The organism is Marixanthomonas spongiae (assembly GCF_003095375.1).
Classification (GTDB): domain Bacteria; phylum Bacteroidota; class Bacteroidia; order Flavobacteriales; family Flavobacteriaceae; genus Marixanthomonas; species Marixanthomonas spongiae.
Window position 1 is genome coordinate 71,421 of sequence record NZ_QEHR01000002.1, and the last position, 22,777, is coordinate 94,197.

Consider the following 22,777-nt stretch of genomic DNA (forward strand, 5'->3'; position numbering starts at 1 on the left):
AGCAGCCCATAAAATTAATTGAATGAAAAATACAGTTTTAACGCTAGTTATGCTACTTGGCATAACGAGCTGGCAGATCTCTGCCCAATTTTCAGAAACTTTTGATACTGAAATCCCCAGAAGTTGGACGGTGATCGACCATGACGGCCAAGGTGGCACGTGGCAGCATCAAACAGCGCATAGTTACCGGGGCGATGGGGGTGTTCGCATTAACTATGAAGACAACCCTCATGACGATTATTTAATTTCACCACAATTTACCGTCAATACAGGTGTTTCAGATCAAGTTTCTTTTTATGCGGGAGGTACAGGGCCCACCTTTCCGGAGACTTTCGATGTTAAATTATCTACCACCGGCACCACTCCGAGTGATTTTTCTGTTGTTTTGGCGTCTGAAACCACCATTGCCGATGTCGATGATTTAGGAGAATTTATACACTATACTTACAATCTTTCTGCCTATGACGGTCAGGCGGTACACGTGGCCATCGTAGCCACGTCGCCACCTGCATTTCAATTGTATGTAGATGAGTTTTCGGTAGCGGCGTTGCCCAGCTGCCCAAAACCTTCCAATCTTGCAGTTACGACCATAGACCCAACCTCGGCAGCCATTAATTGGAATGCCGGTCACAACGAAACAAACTGGATGGTCACCTATGGCGAATTAGGATTCGACCCCGCAAGGGATGGGGAAACCCTATCGGTTTCAGGTACACCGGCAGCAACGTTAACTGCTTTGGTGCCCAATACTGCGTATGATATATACGTAAAAGCGATATGTGTTTCCGGAACCGATGAGAGTGAACTGGCAGGACCCTTACAGCTCGTCACCCCATGTATGGCAGCGCGAACACCTTTTAACGAAGGATTTGAAACCGGCTATACCGATGGTAATCAATTAAACGGGTGCTGGTCGCAAGAAATGATCACCAATACCTATTGGAAAACCAATTCTACGATTACCTATGACGATAGGGCACCCCGTACAGGCGATTGGAACATTTATTTGCCCTATGGAAGTGAAACCTGGATGTTTTATCCGGTATCGGTACAAAACGGGGTAAATTATACGTTTACCTTATATGCCAGACAAAGCAACTCATCGGGGGCTGAAATTTCAGTACGGTACGGAACCTCCAATACAGCAAGCGCTATGACAGAAGAAATAGTGCCCGTTACACAAATAACCAGTGGTGATTATCAAGAAGTAACCAACAGTTTTACCGCGACGCGTTCAGAAACGATCTACATTGGCATTAAAGGAAAAATAAATGGAGGCTTTTTCCCCTTTTATATGTCCGTCGATGACATTTCTTTTACGGAGACCCCATCTTGTTTTAAACCAACCAATTTAAGGATCGATGCGGCCACTGCCACGTCGGCAGATATAAGCTGGACCCCAACAGGAACTGAAACCAATTGGTTGATAAAATACGGGGAACCAGGTTTTGATCCTGAAACAGCAGGAACCGAGTTGCAGGTAAGTACAAATCCCACCGGCACCATTACCGGGCTTGTTCCTGCACATATTTACAATGTTTATGTGCAAGCACAATGTGGAGGAAGTGATGGTGATAGCTTTTTTGCTGGTCCTATAACCTTAAAAACCCGTCCGGTAAACGACAACCTCTGTGATGCTACCCCCTTGATAGTAGATGAGGGATGTACTACCGGTAGTTTTTCCAATGTGGGGGCCACCCTGGAAGTTAATGAGCCTTTAGGGAGTTGCTTTGATGCTCCTGGTGATCAAACCGTATGGTTTACTTTTGAAGCGCCACCCAGTGGAAACGTGACCATAACCACCGATTTTGAAGGGGGTACCCTTTCAGATAGTGAATTGGCCATATATGAAGCACCCGATACCTGTCATGATTTTACGACCATGGGCGCAGAGATAGGCTGTGATGAAGATGGGGGTACAACCGGAACAGGTTTTCTGTCCACGGTTACCTTAACCGATTTAATTCCCGGGTTTACCTACTATGCCCAGGTAAACGGATTTATGAGTTTTGGTGACGGGACCTTTGAAGGAACTTTTTGTATAGAAGTACAGGATGATGGCCCTAGTTGTGCAGCCCCTACCGATATAGTGGTTGATGCCATTACACCAACGTCGGCAGCCGTTAGCTGGACACCCGGCGATAGAGAGCCTGAATGGGAAATTTTGTACGGCCCCACCGGCTTTGACCCCGAAACAAGTGGTACATTTGTAATGGACAACGATGGTACATTAGGGGAAACCCTAACCAACTTAGTTCCAAATACCACCTATGATGTGTATGTTCGCGCTATTTGCAACCCAATCGATGAGAGTTTTTTAAGTGATGTAGTAACCTTTACTACCTTAGCTGCCCCTCCGGTAAACGATGATGTTTGCAATGCCCTTCCGCTTTTGGTGGATCAAGTTTGCAGTGGAAATTCCTACACCAATATCGGGGCAACAGCTCAGCGTGACGAAATCCAAGGATCCTGTTTAAACCCAATACCCAATGCCACTGTATGGTTTACATTTACGGCTCCGGCCAGTGGGAATGTAACGGTAACTACCAATATAGCACCCAGTGATTTGGCAGATACACAACTAACGGTTTACGAAGCGCCAACAGATTGTGGCAATCTAACCACTATGGGAGCTGAGGTAGGTTGTAATGACGATGTAGATGCAGGGAATAACGAATACCTATCTACAGTTCAGTTATCGGACCTTACCGCTGGTGCGACCTATTATGTTCAAGTTAATGGGAACAACGGCGAAGAAGGAAACTTTTGTATAGAAGTGCGGGATGACGGTATTGCGTGTCCCACTCCCAGTGATATAGCCGTGACCAACATTACACCTACGGCAGCTGACATAAGTTGGCGTGTAAATGGATCGGAAACCGAATGGGAAGTTAGATATGGTCTATTAGGATTCGACCCTACTGCCGAAGGTTCCTTTAGGATAGATACCGATGGTGATCCGGGTATCACGTTAAATAACTTAGACGCCAACACCCAATATGACGTGTATGTGCGTGCCTTATGCGATGGTACTGTTGAAAGTGATTTTGAAGGACCTTTTGCTTTTACCACTTTGGAGTTATCGGTCGCCCCGAATAGCTTTACGACCTTTGCCTATTACCCAAACCCATTTGCACATAAATTGACACTTACCGCACAGCAACCTATTGATAATGTAGTAATTTATAATGTGTTGGGGCAAGTTGTGAAAGAAACTACGGCCAGTACCGCGCACCTAAGCCTTAATACGGCATCGTGGCAATCAGGGCTCTACTTTATGGAAGTGACCATTGCTGGCCATGTAAAAAGCTTCCGTTTATTAAAAGAATAAGTTTAGTTAGTAAGTTGGACTTTTTTGTCTTTATTTTAACAGTAAGACTGCTCGTTATGGGCAGTCTTTTTTTTGGTACCGATTTCGCTCTAAATGATTAGGGTTCAGAAAAAAGAATCATTACTATTTTTAGAAGGAGTCCAACATAATACCCCGGCCTACAGCCCGTATCTTACCGACTATTCGAAACCTCTGAGTGAGTTGTGGTCAACTATATTTTGCAGATCGTGAGCAGGGACGAAGTAGCTATTGAACAATTGAGCTATGAGATTCGCAACGATTGCACCCTGACCCAAACCGATGTGTATGCGATACTGGAAACCCTGGGAAGGAAAATGAAAAGTCATTTAGAAGACGGCAAAACTGAAACCTTGGTTTCGGGGGGATTGGCCGTGCAACAAAAATGATTATTCGGGAAATGGGTTACGGGTAACGGGGTTAACAAGAAAGACTCTTGCTAGCAAACTTATTTTAAGCATAGGCTGTTTGAGCCATGCAGCTTAGTGTGTAGCACGAATCTCATACTGTATGGGTTTAAAACTACCTCCGTTACTATCTTCGGCCGAACAGGCGGTAAGCCCCACTATTACATCCATTAAAGCGATGAACTCTATATAATCACCTGCTTTACTTGTAGGGGGATCAACCGATAGTTGACCGTTTGAGGCAACTTGTACATTCATAAAAATATTAAAAGCGGTGGGGATGTCGTCGGGTTGTATTTTAAAAGGGGCGAGATGGGTATATAAATTTTCAAAACAGCTGGGGTGGTACCCTTTATGGCCATACATTATTGAAAACGTTTCCGGGCTGCAAGGCGCCAATAAAAAATCGTTGCGTCCGTTTGTATCTTCCGTGATTTCCATCATTTTATTGCTCCGGTTGCTCCACAAGTAGTGACCTTTGGTAATAAAAATTGTTTCTTCAAAATCCAAAGTTTTTCCAGATGATATTTTTTCACGGATATCCTGTGCATTAAAAAGCACGAGATCGCTTACCTGTTGCCCAAGCGGATCGATGACCCTTAGTTTTTCCCCTTTTTTTAATTTGAAAGCTGTTCCTGATTGCTTGGGAATTTCGTTTACCATTTTTTTTTGTGTATGTACGTTTGATAATATAACTATTTATGAGGTATGATGAAAAGGGCATTTCCATTCTTTTTCGGTTTTCCGTCCGCTATATTGTCTGGCTTCACTACTGGAACCAAAATCTTCCAACATGGGGTTTATGGAACCCTGTAGGGCTTTATCACGTTCGCGAATGCGTTGTTTTACCGTGTCATAACTCCCCATTTTCCGTAATTTTTCAAATTGCCAATGCAGGTTAAAAGCAAGGGTTACGTACGGGGTTTGACGAGCTATCCTCGAACTGTTGGGATGCATCCCTACAATATAAAAAGCTTTTCCGGCTATGCTGAAACTGAACGTATCGTCTTCAGGATTATTTGAAACCGTTTCGTCCCAAGCTTTTGTATCACTTTCGTGAATGTGTTGCAGTTGTTCCCATAATTGCTTTTCGAACGCCGTTTCAGATGTAAAATGAGCGGTTGGGAACACCGCTAAAAACGTCACAAAATCATTGCTTTCCCAATCGTAACCATCCACATACGCTTGTATATCGGCCACTAAGTTTCGGGCTGTTTTTTTTGTTCCGAACGAGTTGTAGCTATGCAGTTCCACAGCACCCATTTTAAAAACAGACTGCGCCATTATGCAGGGATGATCGTGTGCTACAATAAATTGATGATACTCTTTTTCTAATTGGCTGATCGTGGGAACACTGGCTGTGCTCAGTGCGGTTGGTTCTTTTTTCATAGACCTGTGCTTTTCTTTAAAGATAGAAAAACCACCCACGGGCAGTGTGTAGATTAAGAAACGTTTATGCGTATTTTAATGAAAATTAACAAGATAGAGGTTTCTAACGATTTCCATTCTTTCGATATCGAATCATAACATACAGCATACTTAAATTGAAAAGGAAAGAAACCCCATTGGTGAGTATGATGGCCAAATCGTGTTTAAGGATACCATACACCACCCATAATCCTACCCCCAGCATTAAAATAACGAACATGGTAGGCGATACATCGTTTACTCTTTTGGTTTTCCATGCTTTAAGGAGTTGTGGTACCACTGCCGAAGTGGTGCACAGTCCAGCCAATAAACCTAATACCGTTACCGTGTCCATAAAGGGAAAATTAGATACGTGATCGTATTTTGACGGAAATTAATACAAAATGGGGAAAAGGCACGATTTTTAATAGAGTGTTAGTATTGAATTAACATAAGGTATGAAGATTTTAGGGTACCTTAAAGGTCGAAAAAATGTAACAGTTAAAATTAAACCATCATGGCCAAGAATCACGGAAATCAGATTAAAAACGACGAACAGTACGAAGAACTTCGAGAAGAAGGGATGAGCAAAGAAAAAGCGGCCCGTATTGCCAATACCGAAAATTCTGGTAAAAAAGGAGGGCACGCGAAAAAATACGAGAAACGCACCAAAGAAGAACTGGAAGACAAAGCTAAGGAAATAGGCATAGAGGGGTATAGCTCTATGGATAAAGACGAATTGATCAAAGCCTTACGGAATCATTAAAAGTAGGACCAGGAATATAAAATGACATCTTGTTAGGATAGGCTTCAGGTATGAAACATATAAGATTGCCTTCACCCGCCATACCCCTTTTTCAGAAGAACCGCCTACAGTGCATCAAGTACTCATTTGTTTTGCTTGTTCTTCTAATTTCTTTACATCGGTCGGGTAGGGTTTTTCTTTTAGTACCTGGGCCATGTGCACCATATTGTGAGCCATGAGCAGCAGCATATTATTGGTAAATTCGTGTAAATCGCCTTCGGCTTCTATATAACTGAGGCCCGGTCCTGCTTCTCCTACATAGTAGCTAAACGCATTAACCGGAACGGTAAACCCGTGTTCAGAAAAATCAAACAGCATGCTGGATATTGCTTTTTTGGCGCCATCTTCATTTCCATCGACCAAGACGCCGGCTACTTTATTATAGGTGGGATACTGTCCGGTTTCTTCATCGCCTTCTTCCATAATACCGTCTAAACGTTCGGCCACTAATTTTGCAATGGAGCTGCGATCCCCTCTCCAAATAGGGGTGGCCAATATAAACAAATCGGTTTTCTTTATTTTGTCCAGTATTTTAGGCCAATCATCCCCGTTTTTTTCATCGGAAGTGGTACCGAACTTAATGGTGTAATCGGACAGCCGAAGGACTTCGGTAGAAACGTTTAAATCTTGAAAAACGCCTTCTGCTTGTTTAATAAACGCGCGGGTGTTAGAGGTTTCAGGACTATATTTTAGGGTACAATTCAAAAAAAGTGCTTTTAATGCCATTGGTGTGAAAAATTATGGATGTGTACGTGTTGTTTTAGGTATTGAAAGTATTTATAAATATGCTAAATTGCAGTTAACCAGCTGTTAAAAAACTGGTAATGTTATATGTAGGTTACGGGTTTGAGCGTATCTTTCTTTAAAAATTCTCATTCATGGACAACGAAGAACAAAACGAAAAACATGTGGTGGGCGATAAAACCGAACAAAAGAAAATGGAAGGTACCACCCACCAACGGGGGCAAACAAAAGATTCCCCAAGTTGGTTTCAGAAATTAATAGATTTTTTTAAATAAAGTACCACCTTTTTTAACCGAATGTACCTATGGACAAACCAGAGAAATTTCCAGAACAATCGCAAGAACAACCAGGCAAACAGTTTAAAATGAACCCTATTCCTGAAGTAATTCGCAGTGATTACAAGGGGAGTGGGAAGTTAACAGACAAAGTGGCACTTATTACCGGTGGGGACAGCGGTATTGGTCGCAGTGTGGCCGTTCATTTTGCGCGTGAGGGCGCCGACGTGGCCATTGTGTATTTAAAAGAAAACAAGGATGCTTTGGAAACCAAAAAATTGGTAACCAAAGAAGGTCGTGACTGTTTACTTATCGAAGGGGATGTTCAAGAAAGCGCTTTTTGTAAAAAGGCCGTCACCACCTGTTTGAACACCTTTTCCAAAATAGATATTTTAGTAAATAATGCTGCGGTACAGTTTCCCAAAAACGCTATTGAGGATATAACCGAAGCGCAATTGCACACCACTTTTCAAACCAATATTTATCCTTACTTTTATGTGGTAAAAGCTGTTTTGCCGCATTTGGGAACAAGCGGGGTTATTATCAACACGGCATCGGTTACCGCCTATCGCGGAAGTGGCCATTTACTGGATTATTCCAGTACCAAAGGAGCCATTGTATCGTTTACCCGCTCTCTGGCAAAAATGGTGGCTAAGAAAAAAATACGGGTGAATGGCGTAGCGCCAGGCCCCATCTGGACGCCCCTTATACCTGCTACCTTTGATGACGTTTCCGATTTTGGGCAGGATACCTTACTGGAACGGGCGGGACAACCTAGCGAAGTAGCACCAGCCTATGTGTTTTTGGCCAGCAAGGACAGTAGTTATATTACCGGCCAATTTATCCACGTAAATGGAGGGGAACAAATTGGTGCTTAATGTTTGTTGTGTGTAAAATGTTATCATGTACTAATGGAATTTGATATTGAGTTTACCGATTTTTTACTGAAAGGAACAGCAGCTTTGGTAGCTGGATTTTGCATGGGGTTAGAACGGCAGATGAAAGGAAAGCATGCCGGTTTAAAAACAAATGTGCTGGTCGCATTGGGAGCCGCTATTTTTATGATGATTTCCCTTATTTTCGCCGACAGCTCGACCACCGACCTCACGCGGGTATTGGGCCAAATAGTTGTGGGCGTGGGTTTTTTGGGTGCCGGGGTAATTTTGCGAACCAGTGATAAAAAACGGGTTAAAGGTCTTGCAACGGCGGCTACAATATGGTGTAGCGCAGCGGCGGGATGCTTGGCTGGTTTGGGCATCTATGATATCTTGGGGGGCTTTACCGTATTTGTGGTACTGGTAAATATTATATTCGGTTACCTGAATAAAAAAGTTTCCGAGAACAACGCCAACCTTAAAGATTAATTGTCTTCTTCGTTTTCTTCTCTTACTTCTTCATCTGAGAGGAGATAGTGGTCTTTTCCCAATCCCACGATGTGGATGATATTGGTTACGGTAGTATATAGCATTAAAATAACCGTGATCATCATTCCGCTTAAAATAGAAGAAAAGAGCAACGTTGTCCAGTAAATAATATCATACCAAGCCGTAGGTACATTCTCGGCTTCGGTGATGGGGATATTGAAAAGTTGAAACAATAGCAGTGCCCCTACAAATAAAATGGTGTCAAATTTTGCGATGGATAAAACTTGTTGATAATGGGCGTTTTTTAATTTAGACTTGGTCCCGGTGCTGATACCCAAAAGGGTAAGCAATAAGGCCAAAATAGTGGCCGACGCCAGCACAATGGTATTGCAAAGCATGTTAATGCCAGATAGCGACGTGCTTATTAACTGTTTGGCTTCGTATCCTGATACATTGCCCAATAAAAAAACCCCTAATCCGGTAAAGAGCGTGGCTATTAATCCGCCGTACAGCGGACGTTTGTTTTTTTTAAAAAAGTCCTTCATTTGGTAGTGGTATTGGTGTGTTGACAATAGGATGCCTCGTTTTCTATTGCATCGGCCACTGCAGCGGTAGTTGCATCTTTCCGTAGTGCATTGCAAATACGGTTTCGCGTGGCTGGGGAGGCATCTTGGTGGTATTTGGCAATTCCTTCTATAGAAATTGGTTTGGCCGTAAATCCTACGATATAAGGAAGGTGGTCCTGTAAAATTTTAGAGGGGATATCGTGATAAAACTTAGGCGAAATCTGTTCTTTTTCAAAGGCATATACCAATTTCTGCAACGACGTTTCCAACTGCACAGCCGTTTGTATTTGAATGGTTGCCCGCACATGAACAGCACTATAGTCCCACGTACTGATATCCTCGTAGCCATACCAAGAAGAAGAAATATACGCATGGGGCCCCTGGAAAATAAAAAGGGCCTCCATACCATCTTTTAACCATGCCGCCTGCGGATTCGATTTTGCCACGTGGCCTTCTAAATGAAAGGCAGCTGCAGTACCTTTTGTCAAGATGGGAATATGGGTGGCTAAAAAAGCCTCCTCGTGAATAACCATAGTGGCAAAGGGATGTTTTTGTATAAACTGGTAGTGGTATTTCGAATCTTCTTTACGGTAGGCTTGTGGACAGTACATAATTTTAGTTGCGTTTAACATCGGTTAATAACCATGCTGCGATCTCAGCATGATGGTTTTGAGAGTGGATAACCACAATATCTCCAGTAGTTTCAAAAACCACTGCTTTTACTTCTGTAAGCGATAAGATGTTGGCTTCCCGTAACTTAGACCGTAAATCGCCTTTCGTTACACGGGCCTTGCGTAAATTATCCTCTAATATATTCGAGCCGTCCATCAACAACAAAGGACTGTTGTCAATGGCTTTCCTAAAAGGTTTCCAGCGGCGGGAGATCGCGGCCAATAGTTGCATGGCATAAATCATGAAACACCCGAACACCCCCTCCAAAAGGGATACGGAATGCGAAAGAATAGTCGTTGCGATTAAGGACCCTACGGCTACGGTCATCGCAAAATCGAAACTCGACATTTTTGAAAAACTACGCTTCCCGAAAATGCGGGTGTAGAGAATAACCGCCGCGTAAATACCTACGGTGGTCAGGGCGATGGCGGCTAAGGTAGTAACATCAGTAGTAAACCATTTTTCCATAAACGTGCGACTTAGTTTTTAATCGATCTTAAAAATAAAATTATTTGTTGTGCCCTTGATAATACTGGGGCGATTTATTCCATATAACAGACAAAATTCCAAAGAGGAGGGAAAGGACATAAAAAGTGTTTAACGGGGTATGGTCAAAATAAAACTGACTGACCAATCCAATGCATAAAAAAACCGCAGTTAAGATGGCATAGAAAAATCTCATAATGATTGCTTTGTTGTTATGATCCTTTAAAGCTACTTATTTAAAAGTTTATAGAACAGTGATTTAGGATATCATTTGCAGTTTTTAAGGGAAGTTTATGTTTTAAAAGAGCGGTAATTAAATAGGGTTGATGGCCACTTTTAATAGTGCCATTCCTCACGATTTCAAGGTTTGGTCTTTGTTAAATACTCAGACTCATTTAATCCATTAGTTTTATCAAGATTTACGGCCAACAATTGATTATTATGAAAAATGCGCTATTTTTATGGTAGTAATCATATGTACTATGACTTTCTTATTTTCAGTTATTTCAATAGGAGTATTGGCGACCCTCACCATGACGGCCTTTAGTTATGGTATTTCCTACTTTACCCGAAACAATTTAAAAGAACCCCAATTGTTAAACCTTTTTATAGAAAATATACCTGCTCAACCTATGAAAATGGGAAAAGAGCATGTGGTAGGTTGGGTTATTCACGTGTTAATAGGGATATTTTTAGTTGTGATATTCAATGTGTGCAAACATCTTTTTTAATATTCCAATTACCATATTATCCGGTATTGTTTTTGGAACTATTGCCGGAGTTATTGGGGTTTGTTTTTGGCATTTAGGTTTTTCTATACACCCGCGACCACCGCATGTAGAAAGAACTAAATACTATCTGCATTTAATACTCGCCCATATCATCTTTGGGGTCACCATGATTCTTTTTATGGAGTAGGTTATTAGCTATGCAAACAGTCGATTGCGCTTTCCATATCTATTTTTTCTGAAAGCACAGGTTCAAATAGATCGCCCATTTTTTGTAAGCGCTCTGGCAGGGTTTTAATCGTGTGGGCGTTCATGATGAGGCCGGGTTTTACTTCGTCCCATAACAACGGTGTGGATACACAGGCGTCGGGAACCGGACGTACACAGTAGGGCGAAGCGATGGTTTGTCCGCGCCTGTTTTGCAAACAATCAATATATATTTTCCCATTGCGTTTTGTTTTGGTACGCTCCATAGTCGCCAAGGTAGGCACGCGTTCCATAACAAAATAACCTAACAATTTTGCAAAATCCCGCGCTTCAGAATAGGTATAATGCCTCTTTCCTAAAGGAACATAAATATGAAGTCCTTTGCTGCCCGATGTTTTAACGTATCCGTTTATTTTTGCGCTGTCCAGTACTGTTTTTACAGCTTGGGCTACTTCTATTACCTCTTCAAACGTATTGGTGGGCGAGGGGTCTAAATCGAGAATGGTATAATCTGGATGGTCAATAGTGGTGATTTGAGAATGCCAAGGGTTTAATTCGATACAGCCCAAATTAGCCATATAAAGCAAAGTAGCTTCATTTTGACACACCAAATAAGCAATATCCTTATTGGCAGATTTAGAATGGTAGTGTACCGTTTCCATCCAATCAGGAAGGTGCTCGGTGTCCTTTTGGTAAAACGATTCGCCTTTAATGCCATTAGGATGCCGGTGGAGGTTTTGTGGGCGGTTTTTTAAATACGGGATGATGGTTTCGGAAATTTGAAGGTAGTAATCAATTAGATCGTATTTTGTGTATCCCATCTTAGGCCAATATATTTTCTCAAGATTGGAAATGGGAACCGATATGCCATTCACCTCCAATGTATTGGCGTTTGACGTGGCCGTTACATATTTCTGCTGTTTGGCCGGTTGATCGTTTGTTTCATTAGGAAAATGATTTTTGCCTTTCCCATCGGTGATCCCTTCTATTTCACTTTTGTCGAGGCGTAACCGTTTAAATACGGGATGCCTTAACAGACCGTTTTTAGTATATTCGGTAAAGGAGACTTCGCAATATATCGTTGGGGCGACCCATTGCGGGGTGCGTCCTTTTAAATTTATTTTTTCAGAAAAGGGGGATTCCTCTACTGTAAACCGCTTTAAAATGTCCAGGATTTCCTGTTGTTTTTTAGTGGAGTAGCCCGTACCACAATTGCCAACGTAGGTGAGCGTGTCTTCTTTTAAAGTCCCTAACAATAAAGAGCCGAACAGGGAATCTTTTTTGGTGATGGTAAACCCGCAGATTAAAAATTCATCGGTATGGGTATGCTTTATTTTTAACCATTGCTCGGTTCGGTAATTGGGGGTGTAGGTGCTTTCTTTTTGTTTCGCCATGACGCCTTCCAGGCCTTCGTCTAAGGCTTTATTGTATAAGGTGATGCCCATCCCATCGATGTGGTCGCAGTAATAGGTGTGTTCTAGGCTCTCCAGTAAATCGGGTAACAGGCTTTTTCGGTCCAACAGGGTTAAGGACGTTGTGGCATGGCCGTTTAAATAAAGAAGGTCAAACACATAATACCGTAAGGTGCCGTTTGTTTGGTGTGGCGTGTAATTTTGGAGTTTGGAAAAATCGGGTTTGCCGTTTGCGTCCACTACTACCAGTTCCCCATCCAGAATACAGTCATGCGGTATTTCCTGAAGCTCTTGGGCAATCTCTTGAAATTTGGTGTTATAAACAATGCCATTTCGCGAATAAATTTCCACTTTCCCTTTGTTGATGTTTGAAAGTAAGCGGTATCCGTCCCATTTTAGTTCAAAAATATAGCCCGGGTCGTTGAAAATGGAGCTTCCTGTTGTGGCGAGCATGGGTTTTATATGGGTGTTGCGTGAAATGGTGGTTTCTCTTTTTTTGGAGGCTGCTTGTTTTACCTGGTCTGGGGAACGATAGGCTTCGGCATCATAAATAAGATGGGTCGCAAAAGGATCGTTTTTCTTTATTAGTAACCACTGGTTTTGTTTGGAGCCGCGATTTGTTTTCACCAATGCAAACTGTCCTTTTAGTTTGGAACCTTTCAACGTTAATTTTAAATCACCTTTTTCATATTGTTCCTCAAATGGCGTGTCTGTATATAAGGTAAAGGTGCCGGCATCCCAGATGGACATTATTCCAGCGCCATAATTACCTTTGGGGATGGTGCCTTCAAAAAAAAGATAGGAAACGGGGTGGTCTTCGGTATGGATGGCCAATCGCTTATCGTCTGGGTTCATGGAAGGTCCCTTGGGAATCGCCCAACTTTTTAGCACTCCCTTGTGCTCCAACCTTAGATCGTAATGCAAATGGCTGGCCGCATGCCGTTGCACTACAAACCGGTTGCGGTGGTCCTTGTTAATTACGCCTTTGGGTTCGTTTGTTTTGTTAAAATCCCTTTTGGCCTTATACGTTTCCAATGCCATGTTAGGAGGCTTTTGATTTCTTTTTGGCTTCTAAGCTCGCTTTTAACTTGGCCATTAAGTCTGTGGCTTTCGTGGGTTCAGATTTGTGTTCTTTCGGTTTTACTTTTTTACCTGATTTTTTGCGCTCAATGATTTTCATTAATTGGTTGTTGTACACGTCTTTATATTTTTCCAGTTTGAACTCGGCCGTATAATTATCAATGAGCGACAAGGCCATATCGATTTCTTTTTTGGAAACGTTGCTCTTAGGTATTTTTAATTGGGAAGGGTCCCTTATTTCATCGGCAAATCGGATTACGTGGAGCACCAATGCGTTTTCATACACACCAATTAGGCTTAGGTGTTCTTTTTGGCGCATGACAAAGGTTGCGATGCCCAGTTTTTTGGTTTTCTTTAAAGCGTCGCGCAACAAGGTGTACGATTTTTCCCCATCTTTTTGAGGTTGCAGGAAATAGGGTTTTTTAAACAATAGGTCGGCTACCTCTTTTTCGGCTACAAATTCTTCAATATCGATGGTCTTGCTTTTTTTCATATTGGCAATCTCAAAATCTTCTTTTTCCAACACCACGTATGCGTCGTCCATTTTATATCCCTTTACAATATCTTTCCAGGCTACTTCTTTCCCGGTATCTTCATTAATTCGTTTGTACCTGATGCGTGCGTTGTCGTGACGATCGAGCATATCTAAATCTATTTTCCGATCTTCAGAAGCTGAAAATAATTTAATGGGAATTGAAACCAATCCAAAGCTTACCGAACCATTCCATATCGATCTCATACTGTTTTATTTAAGCGTGAACTTAAAAATAAGCAGGAAAAATGGGAATGGGTCTTAATTAAAAACTAAAATACGGGCAGTAGGAGGTAAAAAAGAGAACAGTTAGCGGCGGATTATTGTCGCGGACGGGTTTCCGGAAACCTAAAAAACCATCCACTTTCGTATATGAACCAGAACGTGTGGATGGTATTATTTGTGCATACGGATACGCATAAAAGGTTTAATTTAAGTTATTGCTTAGTTTGCTAAATAATCTTGGCAAGCCTCTGCACATTTTCGGCAGGCTGCGGCACAATCTTGACAATGTTGTGCTTGGTGTTGTTCGCATTCGTCGGCACAGGCATTGCATAACGTTTGGCAATATTCCACCAAGCCGCGTACGTCTTTATAATTGGCAGCGAGTAATTGGGCGGTTGTGTTGCACACTGCAGCACAGGCTCTATCTGTTCTTATGCACGCGATCATTTTTTGAAGGTTGTCTTCGTCCAAACACGCGTCGGCACAATAGGTGCACTGAATTGCGCAGTGTTGGAGGGTTTCAATTAAATTTTGATTTTTCATAGTTTTTGTTTTAGTTATTGATTTTAAATTATTGGCTTTCTATTTCACATGGATCCTTTTTAGTCGCCAGTAGGTGTCTGGGCTTTTTTATATATGAGCCCTTCTTTTTTTAGTGCTGCCCAAAAATCGTTGGGGATATCGGTTTTCCAGGCTCGTACATTATCCTTTATCTGCTCCGTTTTACTGGCACCGGGAATGATGGCCGCAAATTCGTCTGCCGCCAACACAAAATGCAGGGCTGCGGTAATGCTATCAATTCCGTAATCTTGGGCAATGGTTGCGATGCGATCGCGTTTTTCTTTCATGCCCTTGGGAATATGTTGTTTATAATTGTACCTATTGCGTCCTGCAATAAAACCAGAGTTATATCCTGCGCCCGAAACCAATTTCACCCCGTTTTTACGAACGGCAGGTAACAGACGGTCCACTGCCTCTTCGTGTTCCAAGATAGAATATTGGGTAGCCGAAAGGCATATATCTGGGTCTGCGGCTTCCATACAATCTAGAATAGGTTTTATTTTGTTTACCCCCATGCCCCACGCTTTGATAATTCCTTGGGAACGGTAATCGGAAAGTACCTTGAACGCCCCTTTTTTTGCGATTTCCATATGGTACGGGTACCGATCTCCCACTTGGTCTTCTGAAAGGTCATGCACATATACAATATCGATACGGTCTAATCCAGTTCGTTCCAGGCTTTCCTCAATGGAGCGTTTTGTAGCATCTGCCGAATAATCGTGGGTATAGTCAAAGTTCATTGGATTTTTCCACATGGTAGGCGGCACCTGGTCTGGATTTACTTTATGGAATAATCTGCCTATTTTGGTGGAGAAGACGTAATCTTCATTAGGTTTTTGGCTCAAAAAAGCACCAAATCTACGTTCGCTTTTGGTAAGGCCATACCACGGAGAGGTATCGTAATACCGAATGCCCAACTCCCAAGCCTTTTCCAACAGGCGTGCTGCTTGGTCGTCGGTTATATTTTCAAAAGCGGTGCCAATGGCTACCCCGCCTAATCCTAATTGATGTTCTTTTTGCAGGGCTGGTTTTTCCATATCGTGTTTTTTATCAAGTGTCCATTTCTACATGGGCGTGTGATTTTTACTTAAATATAAATAAGTCAAAAAGGGTAGTCCGTTAACGAAAGGTTATTTTTTTAGCCCTGTTGGGGGTTTCCTAGACTTTTATTTCGCTGTGCTGCAAGTCGATTACATAACTGTCAATTGAAAATAGTGGGGTTTTATGCGCTTGATGTAGGTTTTAGGGAAACATTAAGAGAAGTTCAAAAATCACATGCTTAACTTTAGGGAAAACTTTTTTAATTCTGGAATGATGAAAAATGCACTGCTGGCTTCCCTTCAGGATCAAATATCGAATTTCGCCGATATAGCGGACCTAACCTCTTTAATGACATCTTTAAAAGATAAAAAAGTTGTGATGTTGGGTGAAGCTTCACACGGAACCCACGAATATTACCTATGGAGAGCAAAGATTTCAAAAGTCTTGATCGAAGAATATGGATTTAATTTTGTTGCCGTGGAAGGAGACTGGCCACCTTGCTATCACGTAAACCGTCATGTTAAAAATTACGAAGATGCTCCCACAGCTACCTATAAAGCGTTGCAGGCATTTGAGCGGTGGCCGTCGTGGATGTGGGCCAATTGGGAAGTTTTTGAATGGACGCAATGGCTCAGAAAATACAATAAGGACGTAAAGCCTGAAAACCGCATTGGTTGGTACGGATTGGATGTGTATAGCTTATGGGAATCCTTGGAAGCTATTATGGGGTATCTACAAAAGGAAGATCCCGATGCATTCCAGACCGCAAAGGAAGTCATGCGTTGTTTTGAACCCTACCGTGATAAAGATGGAGGGTCGTATGCCTTTTCTACACGTTTGGTTCCCGATGGTTGTCAACGGGAGGTTAACAAGATGCTGGTGGAGATACGTAAGAAATTTGCACGTTATGAGGATGATGATGAAGCCGCTTTTAGTACCGAACAAAATGCGATCGTTGCCAAAAATGCAGAAGCATATTACCGGGTGATGGCCACTGGTGACGAAGCTACGTGGAACATTAGGGATGGTCATATGATGGATACCTTAACCAGGTTGCTCGATTTTCACGGTCCGGATGCAAAAGGGATTGTGTGGGCGCATAATACCCATGTGGGGGATGCATCGTTTACCGATATGGCAGACCAAGGACTATACAATATTGGCGAACTGGCCAGAAAACAGTTTGGAAAAGAACAGGTAGCCCTTATTGGTTTTGGTTCGTACCAAGGTAGTGTCCTCGCAGGACGGGAATGGGGCGCAAAAGTACAGAAGATGGAAGTGCCTACCGCATCGCAGGACAGTTGGGAATCCATGTGTGCTGCGCTGGGAGATCAATTTTACCTCAATTTTGAAAAAATGAGCGCAGACCCCGAATGGCAAACTAAAATCCCCCATCGGGCCATTGGGGTGGTTTATAGGCCGGAATATGAGCAATATGGTAATTACGTGCCGACCGTGCTTCCCAAAAGATATGATGGCTTTCTATTTTTTAAGGAAACCAAAGCCCTGCATGCCATGGATAGTAGTGTAGCAGCCAATAAAACACCCGAAACCTATCCCTTTGGCGTTTAATGCATATCAGGGGTGATCGCCATACAATTTCAGTATGGGTTTGCCCGATTCGTAATTTAGACGGGCTCAGTATGACACATGAATAGAATAAACACTAATTATATAATTTAAAGGATAATGGTTACTTTAGGGCTTGCGAAGAGGGAAGTTAGAACTCGTTATATTTTCGAGTGAGTGGCCCATTATCGTAAAGAATAATTGAAATAAAAAGGTATGCTTACAGGTAGAAAAATACTAGTATATGGAGTAGGGGCTGTTGTAGGAGCCTATTTCCTGTTTTTAGGGTTGATTGAAGCAAAAGTCTTTTTAGCCCCCTTGGTCACGGCTATACTGTTGGCACTCCTTTTATTGCCTCTCTCGCAGTTTATGGAACGAAAGGGACTAAGCTGTGGGTTGACTTCGTTGCTCAATACCCTCTTGTTGTTGCTTATAACTTTCGGGTTCTTAACCTTGCTTTCTTTTCAAATTAAGAATTTTGCTGATGACTGGCCTCAGATTAAAGAGTCGTTACAGCCCACCATTGAGCAAGTCACCCATACGATAACTGCTAATACACCTTTGGATAAGGAAAGTATGGCTATAAACGATGGGCTATTTAAAGATTCCAAAACCGTTGCTGACAAAGCAGGTACTATAATTGGTGCCGTAATGGGGTATATGGGGAATTTTCTGCTCACGTTTATTTACGTATTCTTTTTGTTGCACTATAGGGAAAGGTTCAAAAAATGTATGTTGCATTTTTTCCCTAAAGAAAGGAGAAAAAATGTCCATGACATTGTTGTAAAATCGGCACAAGTAGTACCGAAATACCTGCTGGGAAGGTTAATGTTAATTGGGTTTTTATCCGTGCTGTATGCTGTTGGTCTAGGCATTTCCGGAGTGGACAATTTTATTTTGATCAGTGTCTTGGCAGCGGTTTTTTCGTTGGTACCCTATATTGGCAATATCGTTGGCGTGGCGATGGCCATTATTTTGGGATATATAGGAACGGGTGACACCGTAATATTGATAGGGATTATCGTCACTTTTTCGGTGGCACAATTTATCGAAAGTTATATTTTAGAACCCTATGTGGTAGGAAATAAAGTGGATGTGCACCCTTTTATAGTGATTTTGGCCGTCGTGGTGGGAAATCTTGTATGGGGCTTAATTGGGATGGTATTGGCCATTCCCATTGTGGCCATTTTAGCAGTTTTAATGCTGCATATCCCGTTGCTTAAACCGCTGGGGGTTTTGTTCAGTAACGAAGACTTTGAATAAAAACCTTCTTAAAAATAGAAGTGGTTTTGTCTTTGCGAAAGGCAAGGTTTTATGTGGTTTAGCAAAGCATACATTTCATATTGGCCGTCCTGCTTAATTTCTTGAACGTATGGTAGTTTTGAATGCCGCCAAGAATACTAAAAAAGTTAAAAGTGTGTGGTCGGTTGCTGCAAGAAAAGCAGCGACAACAAAAGGAATGCATGATGTTGTTTGAAAAAGAGCGACTAAAAACCTTTATCTCGCCATGCTAAAATAGCAAATGATGCCCGGCTCAAAACTCAAATAAACGATTTAACACACATCTTAAAAATGACGCCCAGTGGGATGGTTTTTTCACTCATCTTGAAGAATTAAATCGCGGTTTTCTTACGATGTTCATGGCTAAACACAAAAAACTTACTTCTAACGATATTCAATTTTTAACGTTACTATATATGAATTTAAGTTATAAAAAAATACCATCGTTTTTAAACATTACTTCTCGACCTTGCCAAAAACAAAAAGAATACATTTCTATGTATGCCTATCTTTCAGCGATTTAATCGAATTTGTCTCCTTTTGTTATGTACATGTCACGAAATGTCTAAGTGATTTTTTATTAAAAGCCACAACTGACTTCTACATTTATGAATAAGTAATTTTTTTGTTAATCAGAAGCAAAGCAGGGAGTGTTTAAAAAGGTGAAGGTTTTTTTTACTTCTTAATAGTAGCGTACCTAAGCAGACTCTTTTACTTTATAGTTGTTTACTGCAATCGAATGATCATTTTCGATTCCTTTTAGGCATCCCTGTTTTCTTATGATCAAAATATGTAACCAATTATAAATTTTAAATATATGATCAACAAGATGAATACTACAAAGACGATTACTGTGCTTTTGTGTTTTTTAGCCAGTGTAACAGGCACTGCTCAATTTGAACAAGTGACCAAAGTTGTTAGTGAAGATAGGGAAGGTCGAGCTGAATACGGAACCGCTGTGGCTATAAATGAAAATTTTGCTATTGTAGGGGCTTCAAGGGAAAATATTGCATCAGGAGCTGCTTATGTTTATGCAAAGGATAATGAGGGCGAATGGAGTTTTATGCAAAAACTAGCTGCGACCGATCCCAATAATGGAGCAGAATATGGCGGCGGAGCAGCCTTTGTTGATGACTACGTAGTAGTTGCAGCAGGAAGAGCCGATGTAGAAGGGGTTATACGTGCAGGCGCATTATATGTGTACGAACAAAATAACAACGCTTGGCAATTAAACGCCAAGTTAATTGCTTCAGATTATAGCAGTGATGCCAAGATGGGGATGAACCCTACGTCCCTAGCCGCAGAAAATAATACCATAGTTGCAGGTGCGCCAGGAGAAAATACTTGGACAGGCGCTGTGTATATATTTACTGAGGAAGAAGGTACTTGGACAGAAACACAAAAAATAACGGCTCCCAACCCACAATCACCAGATGCCTTTGGGATAGGAGTTGCACTATCGGGTAATCAATTAGCAATCGGTTCCGATAAGGCTAACGGCCTTAAAGGAGCGGTGTTTATGTATACCAAAAACAATGAGGGGATATGGGAGTATGACCAAACACTTGTAGCATCAGACGGTGTGGCAGAAGATTACTTCGGAAATTCTATTAGCATTTTAAACGATCAAATGGTCATAGGGGCTTATGGTGTAAATAATGAATTGGGCAAAGCCTATATATTTGAAAAAAACTCAGAAGGAATTTGGGAAGAAGTGCAAATGGTAATGAGCGACCCTACAACGGATAGAACACAATTTGGATGGTCAACCGATATTCAAGAAGATATGATTATGGTGTCAGCACCACATATTTATGGTAATGAAGTGGGTGAAGTTTTTATGTATAAAAAAACCGCCTCAGGTATATGGGTAGAAGATCAAAGAATACAGGGGGTTGATACGGGAGTCGAAGACTTTTATGGATGGTGCGTAGCTATGTTTGAAGATCACGTTATTGTGGGAGCACCACGTGAAGACCATGATATAAATGGAGCTAATGAAATAGGAGATGCAGGAGCGGCTTATATATTTAAAGATCCAACTTTATTAGGTGGAGAAAATAATGAAGCGCTTGCTAATCAAATACGCTTATATCCTAACCCAACCCAGAACAACTTACATATAGAAAGTCAGTTAAATGCAATAACTCAACTAAAGGTCTATACCATAGGTGGCGTATTGCTGCAAGAGGTTAATGCAGTAAACAGAAACAATATAACATTAAATACATCAAGCTATAGCAGTGGGGTTTATTTTATGCATGTGACTTTAGAAGACGGTTCAGTGCATATTCAGAAAATAGGTAAAAAGTAAGGCAAGAGCATACCATTTTCAGACTTAGAACAAAAGATACCTCGAAAACCCTTCGGGGTATTTTTATTATGCGTGAGCTGTGAGGAAGGCTGTACAGATTTTGAATAAACCTAAGTGTTTTTTTTTAAATTTTCCGCGCATTACAGCCACAGGTTTAGCAAGGTGCCCAGCTAATTGTCACCAGTAAAGAAAAAATTCCCTTTATGGCTAAAGAAATTGGATAAACCAATATTTTTCGGGGCTAACCCCATTAACTACTTGTGTATCGTTATATTTTTGATAGGCCATAACCGAGCATTTTCAAGTTGAACTTAGAGTGTTTTTTTGGGTTTAATCTTTTCGTTTGTATTTGTCCTGTATAAATTCAAAGTACATATAGCCAAACCGGTCAAACCAATCTTCTACCCCGTACTGGGCTTCACATTCACTGAGTTTCAGCATGGCGTCGGAAAGGCTTTGTAGTAATTCGGCATACTTTTTATCATACGCTTGTTCCAGTTCGGTAATGGACTTTTCTATTTTTCGGCGTTCTGCCTGCCAGGCCATGCCCGACACCCCATGAATTCCGGAAGCATTGTCGCCAAAAGAAAGTGCTGCGTTTGAAAACGTTTTGGTGCATTTATAAATGGTGGACAGTTGTTCAAAGAGGTAGCGTACATTGTTAAATTGTTCGCGGGCATTGAGAAAACATCCGGCACAGTTGCTATCGTCCTCAAACCCGGCATCGGTAGTGGGCAAGGCGCAAAATGACGGAATACGGGGTTCGCCGGGAGGCGGGGTGGAATTGATACATGCTCCTAAACCGGTATAGCTTTTATAGAGGTTGACCGCATTGTCCAAAAAGTCCTTGATGCTTTTCAATTTAGAATTTAGGTCCTCTATATCATCAGAAGGATCATAGCCGTCGCCCAGTCCTTTTTTCAATGCGCTTTCAAACGTTCCGTTCTCCAAGTCTTCCCCGTTAAAATATTGATCCTGATGAAAAAAACCGGGTGTGGCCGTATCTTGAGCGAGCCCTTGCAGCGGGATGGAAATCAATCCTATTACTATCGCTGCTTTACGTCCCATTAACTTGCCCGCCAAAACACCAATGACCAAGATAGCGATGCCCAAGATGATATAGAGCCATATATTTGAGTTGCCCGATGAAGCTATGGGGGTGTCCATTTCGGCACCTGCTTTCATATTGCTTTCCTTGATTTTGGTAAACGGACTGCCCAAATAGGTTTTATGGGGTTTGCTCGCCTGAACGATAATGGAGTAGTTGATCTTTTCCCTGGAAGGGGAGTTGATTTTGAGGCCAAATGAACTATACGCCCTTATTTTAAAATGAACGATGCCGTCTTTGGCCGTTTGGGTAGATTGCAGTTCTACCACGTCCTTCCAATTATCGTTTACTAAGGTCACCTCTAGCGGCTGTTGGTTTGATAGAGCTTTAACCAGCACATCCACAAACTGAAACATATCGTGCCCTTTTACGTAATAGTATTTGGTAGCATCTACCGAGCCTAGGGTAGCGAGGAACTTACCGCCTTCGTGTCCTTTTCGGGTGTCTTTTTGCAGCTGTAATTTAATAGGTTCTATTTCCTTGTCAAGCGTGTAAGGTTGGGCGAAACATTTCAGTATTCCGAAGCACAAAAAACTAATCAGGAACATGGTTTTCAATGGTTTCATAGGGTGCAGTCTTTGTTTGCTTTAGTCCAATAACGGTTCGTGGAGGTACGCGCATAAAAGTCAGTCTTATTGCAAATC

At 41.8% G+C, this 22,777-nt stretch carries 22 protein-coding genes; 10 read left to right on the forward strand and 12 right to left on the reverse strand.

Annotated elements, in window-relative coordinates:
• The first annotated feature begins 22 nt into the window (after positions 1-22).
• Entirely contained in the window at positions 23-3,331 is a 3,309-nt protein-coding gene (locus DDV96_RS02950; RefSeq protein ID WP_116693263.1) for a fibronectin type III domain-containing protein, read from the forward strand.
• 203 nt (positions 3,332-3,534) lie between these two features.
• The gene (locus DDV96_RS02955; protein WP_116693264.1) at positions 3,535-3,738 is read left to right on the forward strand and encodes an HU family DNA-binding protein; all 204 of its coding nucleotides are present in this window, start codon (positions 3,535-3,537) and stop codon (positions 3,736-3,738) included.
• Between the two features lie 93 nt (positions 3,739-3,831).
• On the opposite strand, the gene DDV96_RS02960 is transcribed toward DDV96_RS02955, so the two are convergent.
• The 3 genes from DDV96_RS02960 to DDV96_RS02970 all read right to left on the reverse strand — a co-directional run bounded on the left by DDV96_RS02960 (position 3,832) and on the right by DDV96_RS02970 (position 5,518).
• A complete protein-coding gene (locus DDV96_RS02960) occupies positions 3,832-4,419 on the reverse strand; it encodes a DUF1989 domain-containing protein (RefSeq protein ID WP_116693265.1) in 588 nt (195 codons plus the stop codon).
• A gap of 36 nt (positions 4,420-4,455) precedes the next feature.
• Positions 4,456-5,145, reverse strand: a complete 690-nt coding sequence (gene gntA, locus DDV96_RS02965) for a guanitoxin biosynthesis heme-dependent pre-guanitoxin N-hydroxylase GntA (protein ID WP_116693266.1) — start codon at positions 5,143-5,145, stop codon at positions 4,456-4,458.
• Positions 5,146-5,248: 103 nt separating this feature from the next.
• The gene (locus DDV96_RS02970) at positions 5,249-5,518 is read right to left on the reverse strand and encodes a SemiSWEET family sugar transporter (protein ID WP_116693267.1); all 270 of its coding nucleotides are present in this window, start codon (positions 5,516-5,518) and stop codon (positions 5,249-5,251) included.
• A 162-nt stretch (positions 5,519-5,680) separates the two neighbouring features.
• Here DDV96_RS02970 and DDV96_RS02975 point away from each other — a divergent pair, with 162 nt between their 5' ends.
• Entirely contained in the window at positions 5,681-5,929 is a 249-nt protein-coding gene (locus DDV96_RS02975) for a DUF7218 family protein (protein WP_116693268.1), read from the forward strand.
• A 114-nt stretch (positions 5,930-6,043) separates the two neighbouring features.
• On the opposite strand, the gene DDV96_RS02980 is transcribed toward DDV96_RS02975, so the two are convergent.
• Positions 6,044-6,673: a flavodoxin family protein gene (locus tag DDV96_RS02980; RefSeq protein WP_240607660.1), complete on the reverse strand. Its 630-nt coding sequence runs from the start codon at positions 6,671-6,673 to the stop codon at positions 6,044-6,046.
• Between the two features lie 173 nt (positions 6,674-6,846).
• Between DDV96_RS02980 and DDV96_RS15795 the strand changes: the two genes are divergently transcribed.
• The 3 genes from DDV96_RS15795 to DDV96_RS02990 are packed head-to-tail and all read left to right on the forward strand — an operon-like array spanning position 6,847 to position 8,351.
• Positions 6,847-6,987, forward strand: a complete 141-nt coding sequence (locus DDV96_RS15795; RefSeq protein ID WP_165805950.1) for a hypothetical protein — start codon at positions 6,847-6,849, stop codon at positions 6,985-6,987.
• A gap of 29 nt (positions 6,988-7,016) precedes the next feature.
• Positions 7,017-7,865, forward strand: coding sequence for an SDR family oxidoreductase (locus DDV96_RS02985; protein WP_116693270.1), 849 nt, complete (start codon positions 7,017-7,019; stop codon positions 7,863-7,865).
• Between the two features lie 33 nt (positions 7,866-7,898).
• Complete coding sequence (locus DDV96_RS02990) at positions 7,899-8,351, forward strand: MgtC/SapB family protein (protein ID WP_116693271.1); 453 nt, start codon at positions 7,899-7,901, stop codon at positions 8,349-8,351.
• On the opposite strand, the gene DDV96_RS02995 is transcribed toward DDV96_RS02990, so the two are convergent.
• Genes DDV96_RS02995 through DDV96_RS03005 form a run of 3 tightly spaced genes read right to left on the reverse strand, consistent with a single transcriptional unit; the run spans position 8,348 to position 10,057 of the window.
• Complete coding sequence (locus DDV96_RS02995) at positions 8,348-8,896, reverse strand: hypothetical protein (RefSeq protein WP_116693272.1); 549 nt, start codon at positions 8,894-8,896, stop codon at positions 8,348-8,350. The genes DDV96_RS02990 and DDV96_RS02995 overlap by 4 nt on opposite strands.
• A complete protein-coding gene (locus DDV96_RS03000) occupies positions 8,893-9,528 on the reverse strand; it encodes an FMN-binding negative transcriptional regulator (RefSeq protein ID WP_165805951.1) in 636 nt (211 codons plus the stop codon). The genes DDV96_RS02995 and DDV96_RS03000 overlap by 4 nt, the downstream gene beginning before the upstream one ends.
• A gap of 4 nt (positions 9,529-9,532) precedes the next feature.
• Positions 9,533-10,057, reverse strand: coding sequence for a DUF421 domain-containing protein (locus DDV96_RS03005; protein ID WP_116693274.1), 525 nt, complete (start codon positions 10,055-10,057; stop codon positions 9,533-9,535).
• Between the two features lie 500 nt (positions 10,058-10,557).
• Here DDV96_RS03005 and DDV96_RS03010 point away from each other — a divergent pair, with 500 nt between their 5' ends.
• A complete protein-coding gene (locus tag DDV96_RS03010) occupies positions 10,558-10,806 on the forward strand; it encodes a hypothetical protein (protein WP_116693275.1) in 249 nt (82 codons plus the stop codon).
• 191 nt (positions 10,807-10,997) lie between these two features.
• On the opposite strand, the gene ligD is transcribed toward DDV96_RS03010, so the two are convergent.
• The 4 genes from ligD to DDV96_RS03030 all read right to left on the reverse strand — a co-directional run bounded on the left by ligD (position 10,998) and on the right by DDV96_RS03030 (position 15,857).
• The gene (gene ligD / locus DDV96_RS03015; protein WP_116693276.1) at positions 10,998-13,463 is read right to left on the reverse strand and encodes a DNA ligase D; all 2,466 of its coding nucleotides are present in this window, start codon (positions 13,461-13,463) and stop codon (positions 10,998-11,000) included.
• Between the two features lies 1 nt (position 13,464).
• Positions 13,465-14,241: a non-homologous end joining protein Ku gene (gene ku, locus DDV96_RS03020; RefSeq protein WP_116693277.1), complete on the reverse strand. Its 777-nt coding sequence runs from the start codon at positions 14,239-14,241 to the stop codon at positions 13,465-13,467.
• A gap of 237 nt (positions 14,242-14,478) precedes the next feature.
• Entirely contained in the window at positions 14,479-14,802 is a 324-nt protein-coding gene (locus DDV96_RS03025; protein WP_116693278.1) for a four-helix bundle copper-binding protein, read from the reverse strand.
• Between the two features lie 59 nt (positions 14,803-14,861).
• Positions 14,862-15,857: an aldo/keto reductase gene (locus DDV96_RS03030; RefSeq protein ID WP_116693279.1), complete on the reverse strand. Its 996-nt coding sequence runs from the start codon at positions 15,855-15,857 to the stop codon at positions 14,862-14,864.
• Positions 15,858-16,131: 274 nt separating this feature from the next.
• Here DDV96_RS03030 and DDV96_RS03035 point away from each other — a divergent pair, with 274 nt between their 5' ends.
• The 3 genes from DDV96_RS03035 to DDV96_RS03045 all read left to right on the forward strand — a co-directional run bounded on the left by DDV96_RS03035 (position 16,132) and on the right by DDV96_RS03045 (position 21,025).
• The gene (locus DDV96_RS03035; protein ID WP_206073996.1) at positions 16,132-17,433 is read left to right on the forward strand and encodes an erythromycin esterase family protein; all 1,302 of its coding nucleotides are present in this window, start codon (positions 16,132-16,134) and stop codon (positions 17,431-17,433) included.
• 213 nt (positions 17,434-17,646) lie between these two features.
• Positions 17,647-18,693, forward strand: a complete 1,047-nt coding sequence (locus DDV96_RS03040) for an AI-2E family transporter (protein ID WP_116693280.1) — start codon at positions 17,647-17,649, stop codon at positions 18,691-18,693.
• Between the two features lie 835 nt (positions 18,694-19,528).
• On the forward strand, positions 19,529-21,025 hold the full coding sequence (locus DDV96_RS03045; protein ID WP_240607661.1) for a T9SS type A sorting domain-containing protein: 1,497 nt from the start codon (positions 19,529-19,531) through the stop codon (positions 21,023-21,025).
• 330 nt (positions 21,026-21,355) lie between these two features.
• Here the strand turns inward: DDV96_RS03045 and DDV96_RS03050 are convergent, their stop codons facing one another.
• Positions 21,356-22,699: a hypothetical protein gene (locus DDV96_RS03050; RefSeq protein WP_116693281.1), complete on the reverse strand. Its 1,344-nt coding sequence runs from the start codon at positions 22,697-22,699 to the stop codon at positions 21,356-21,358.
• Positions 22,700-22,777: the final 78 nt, after the last annotated feature.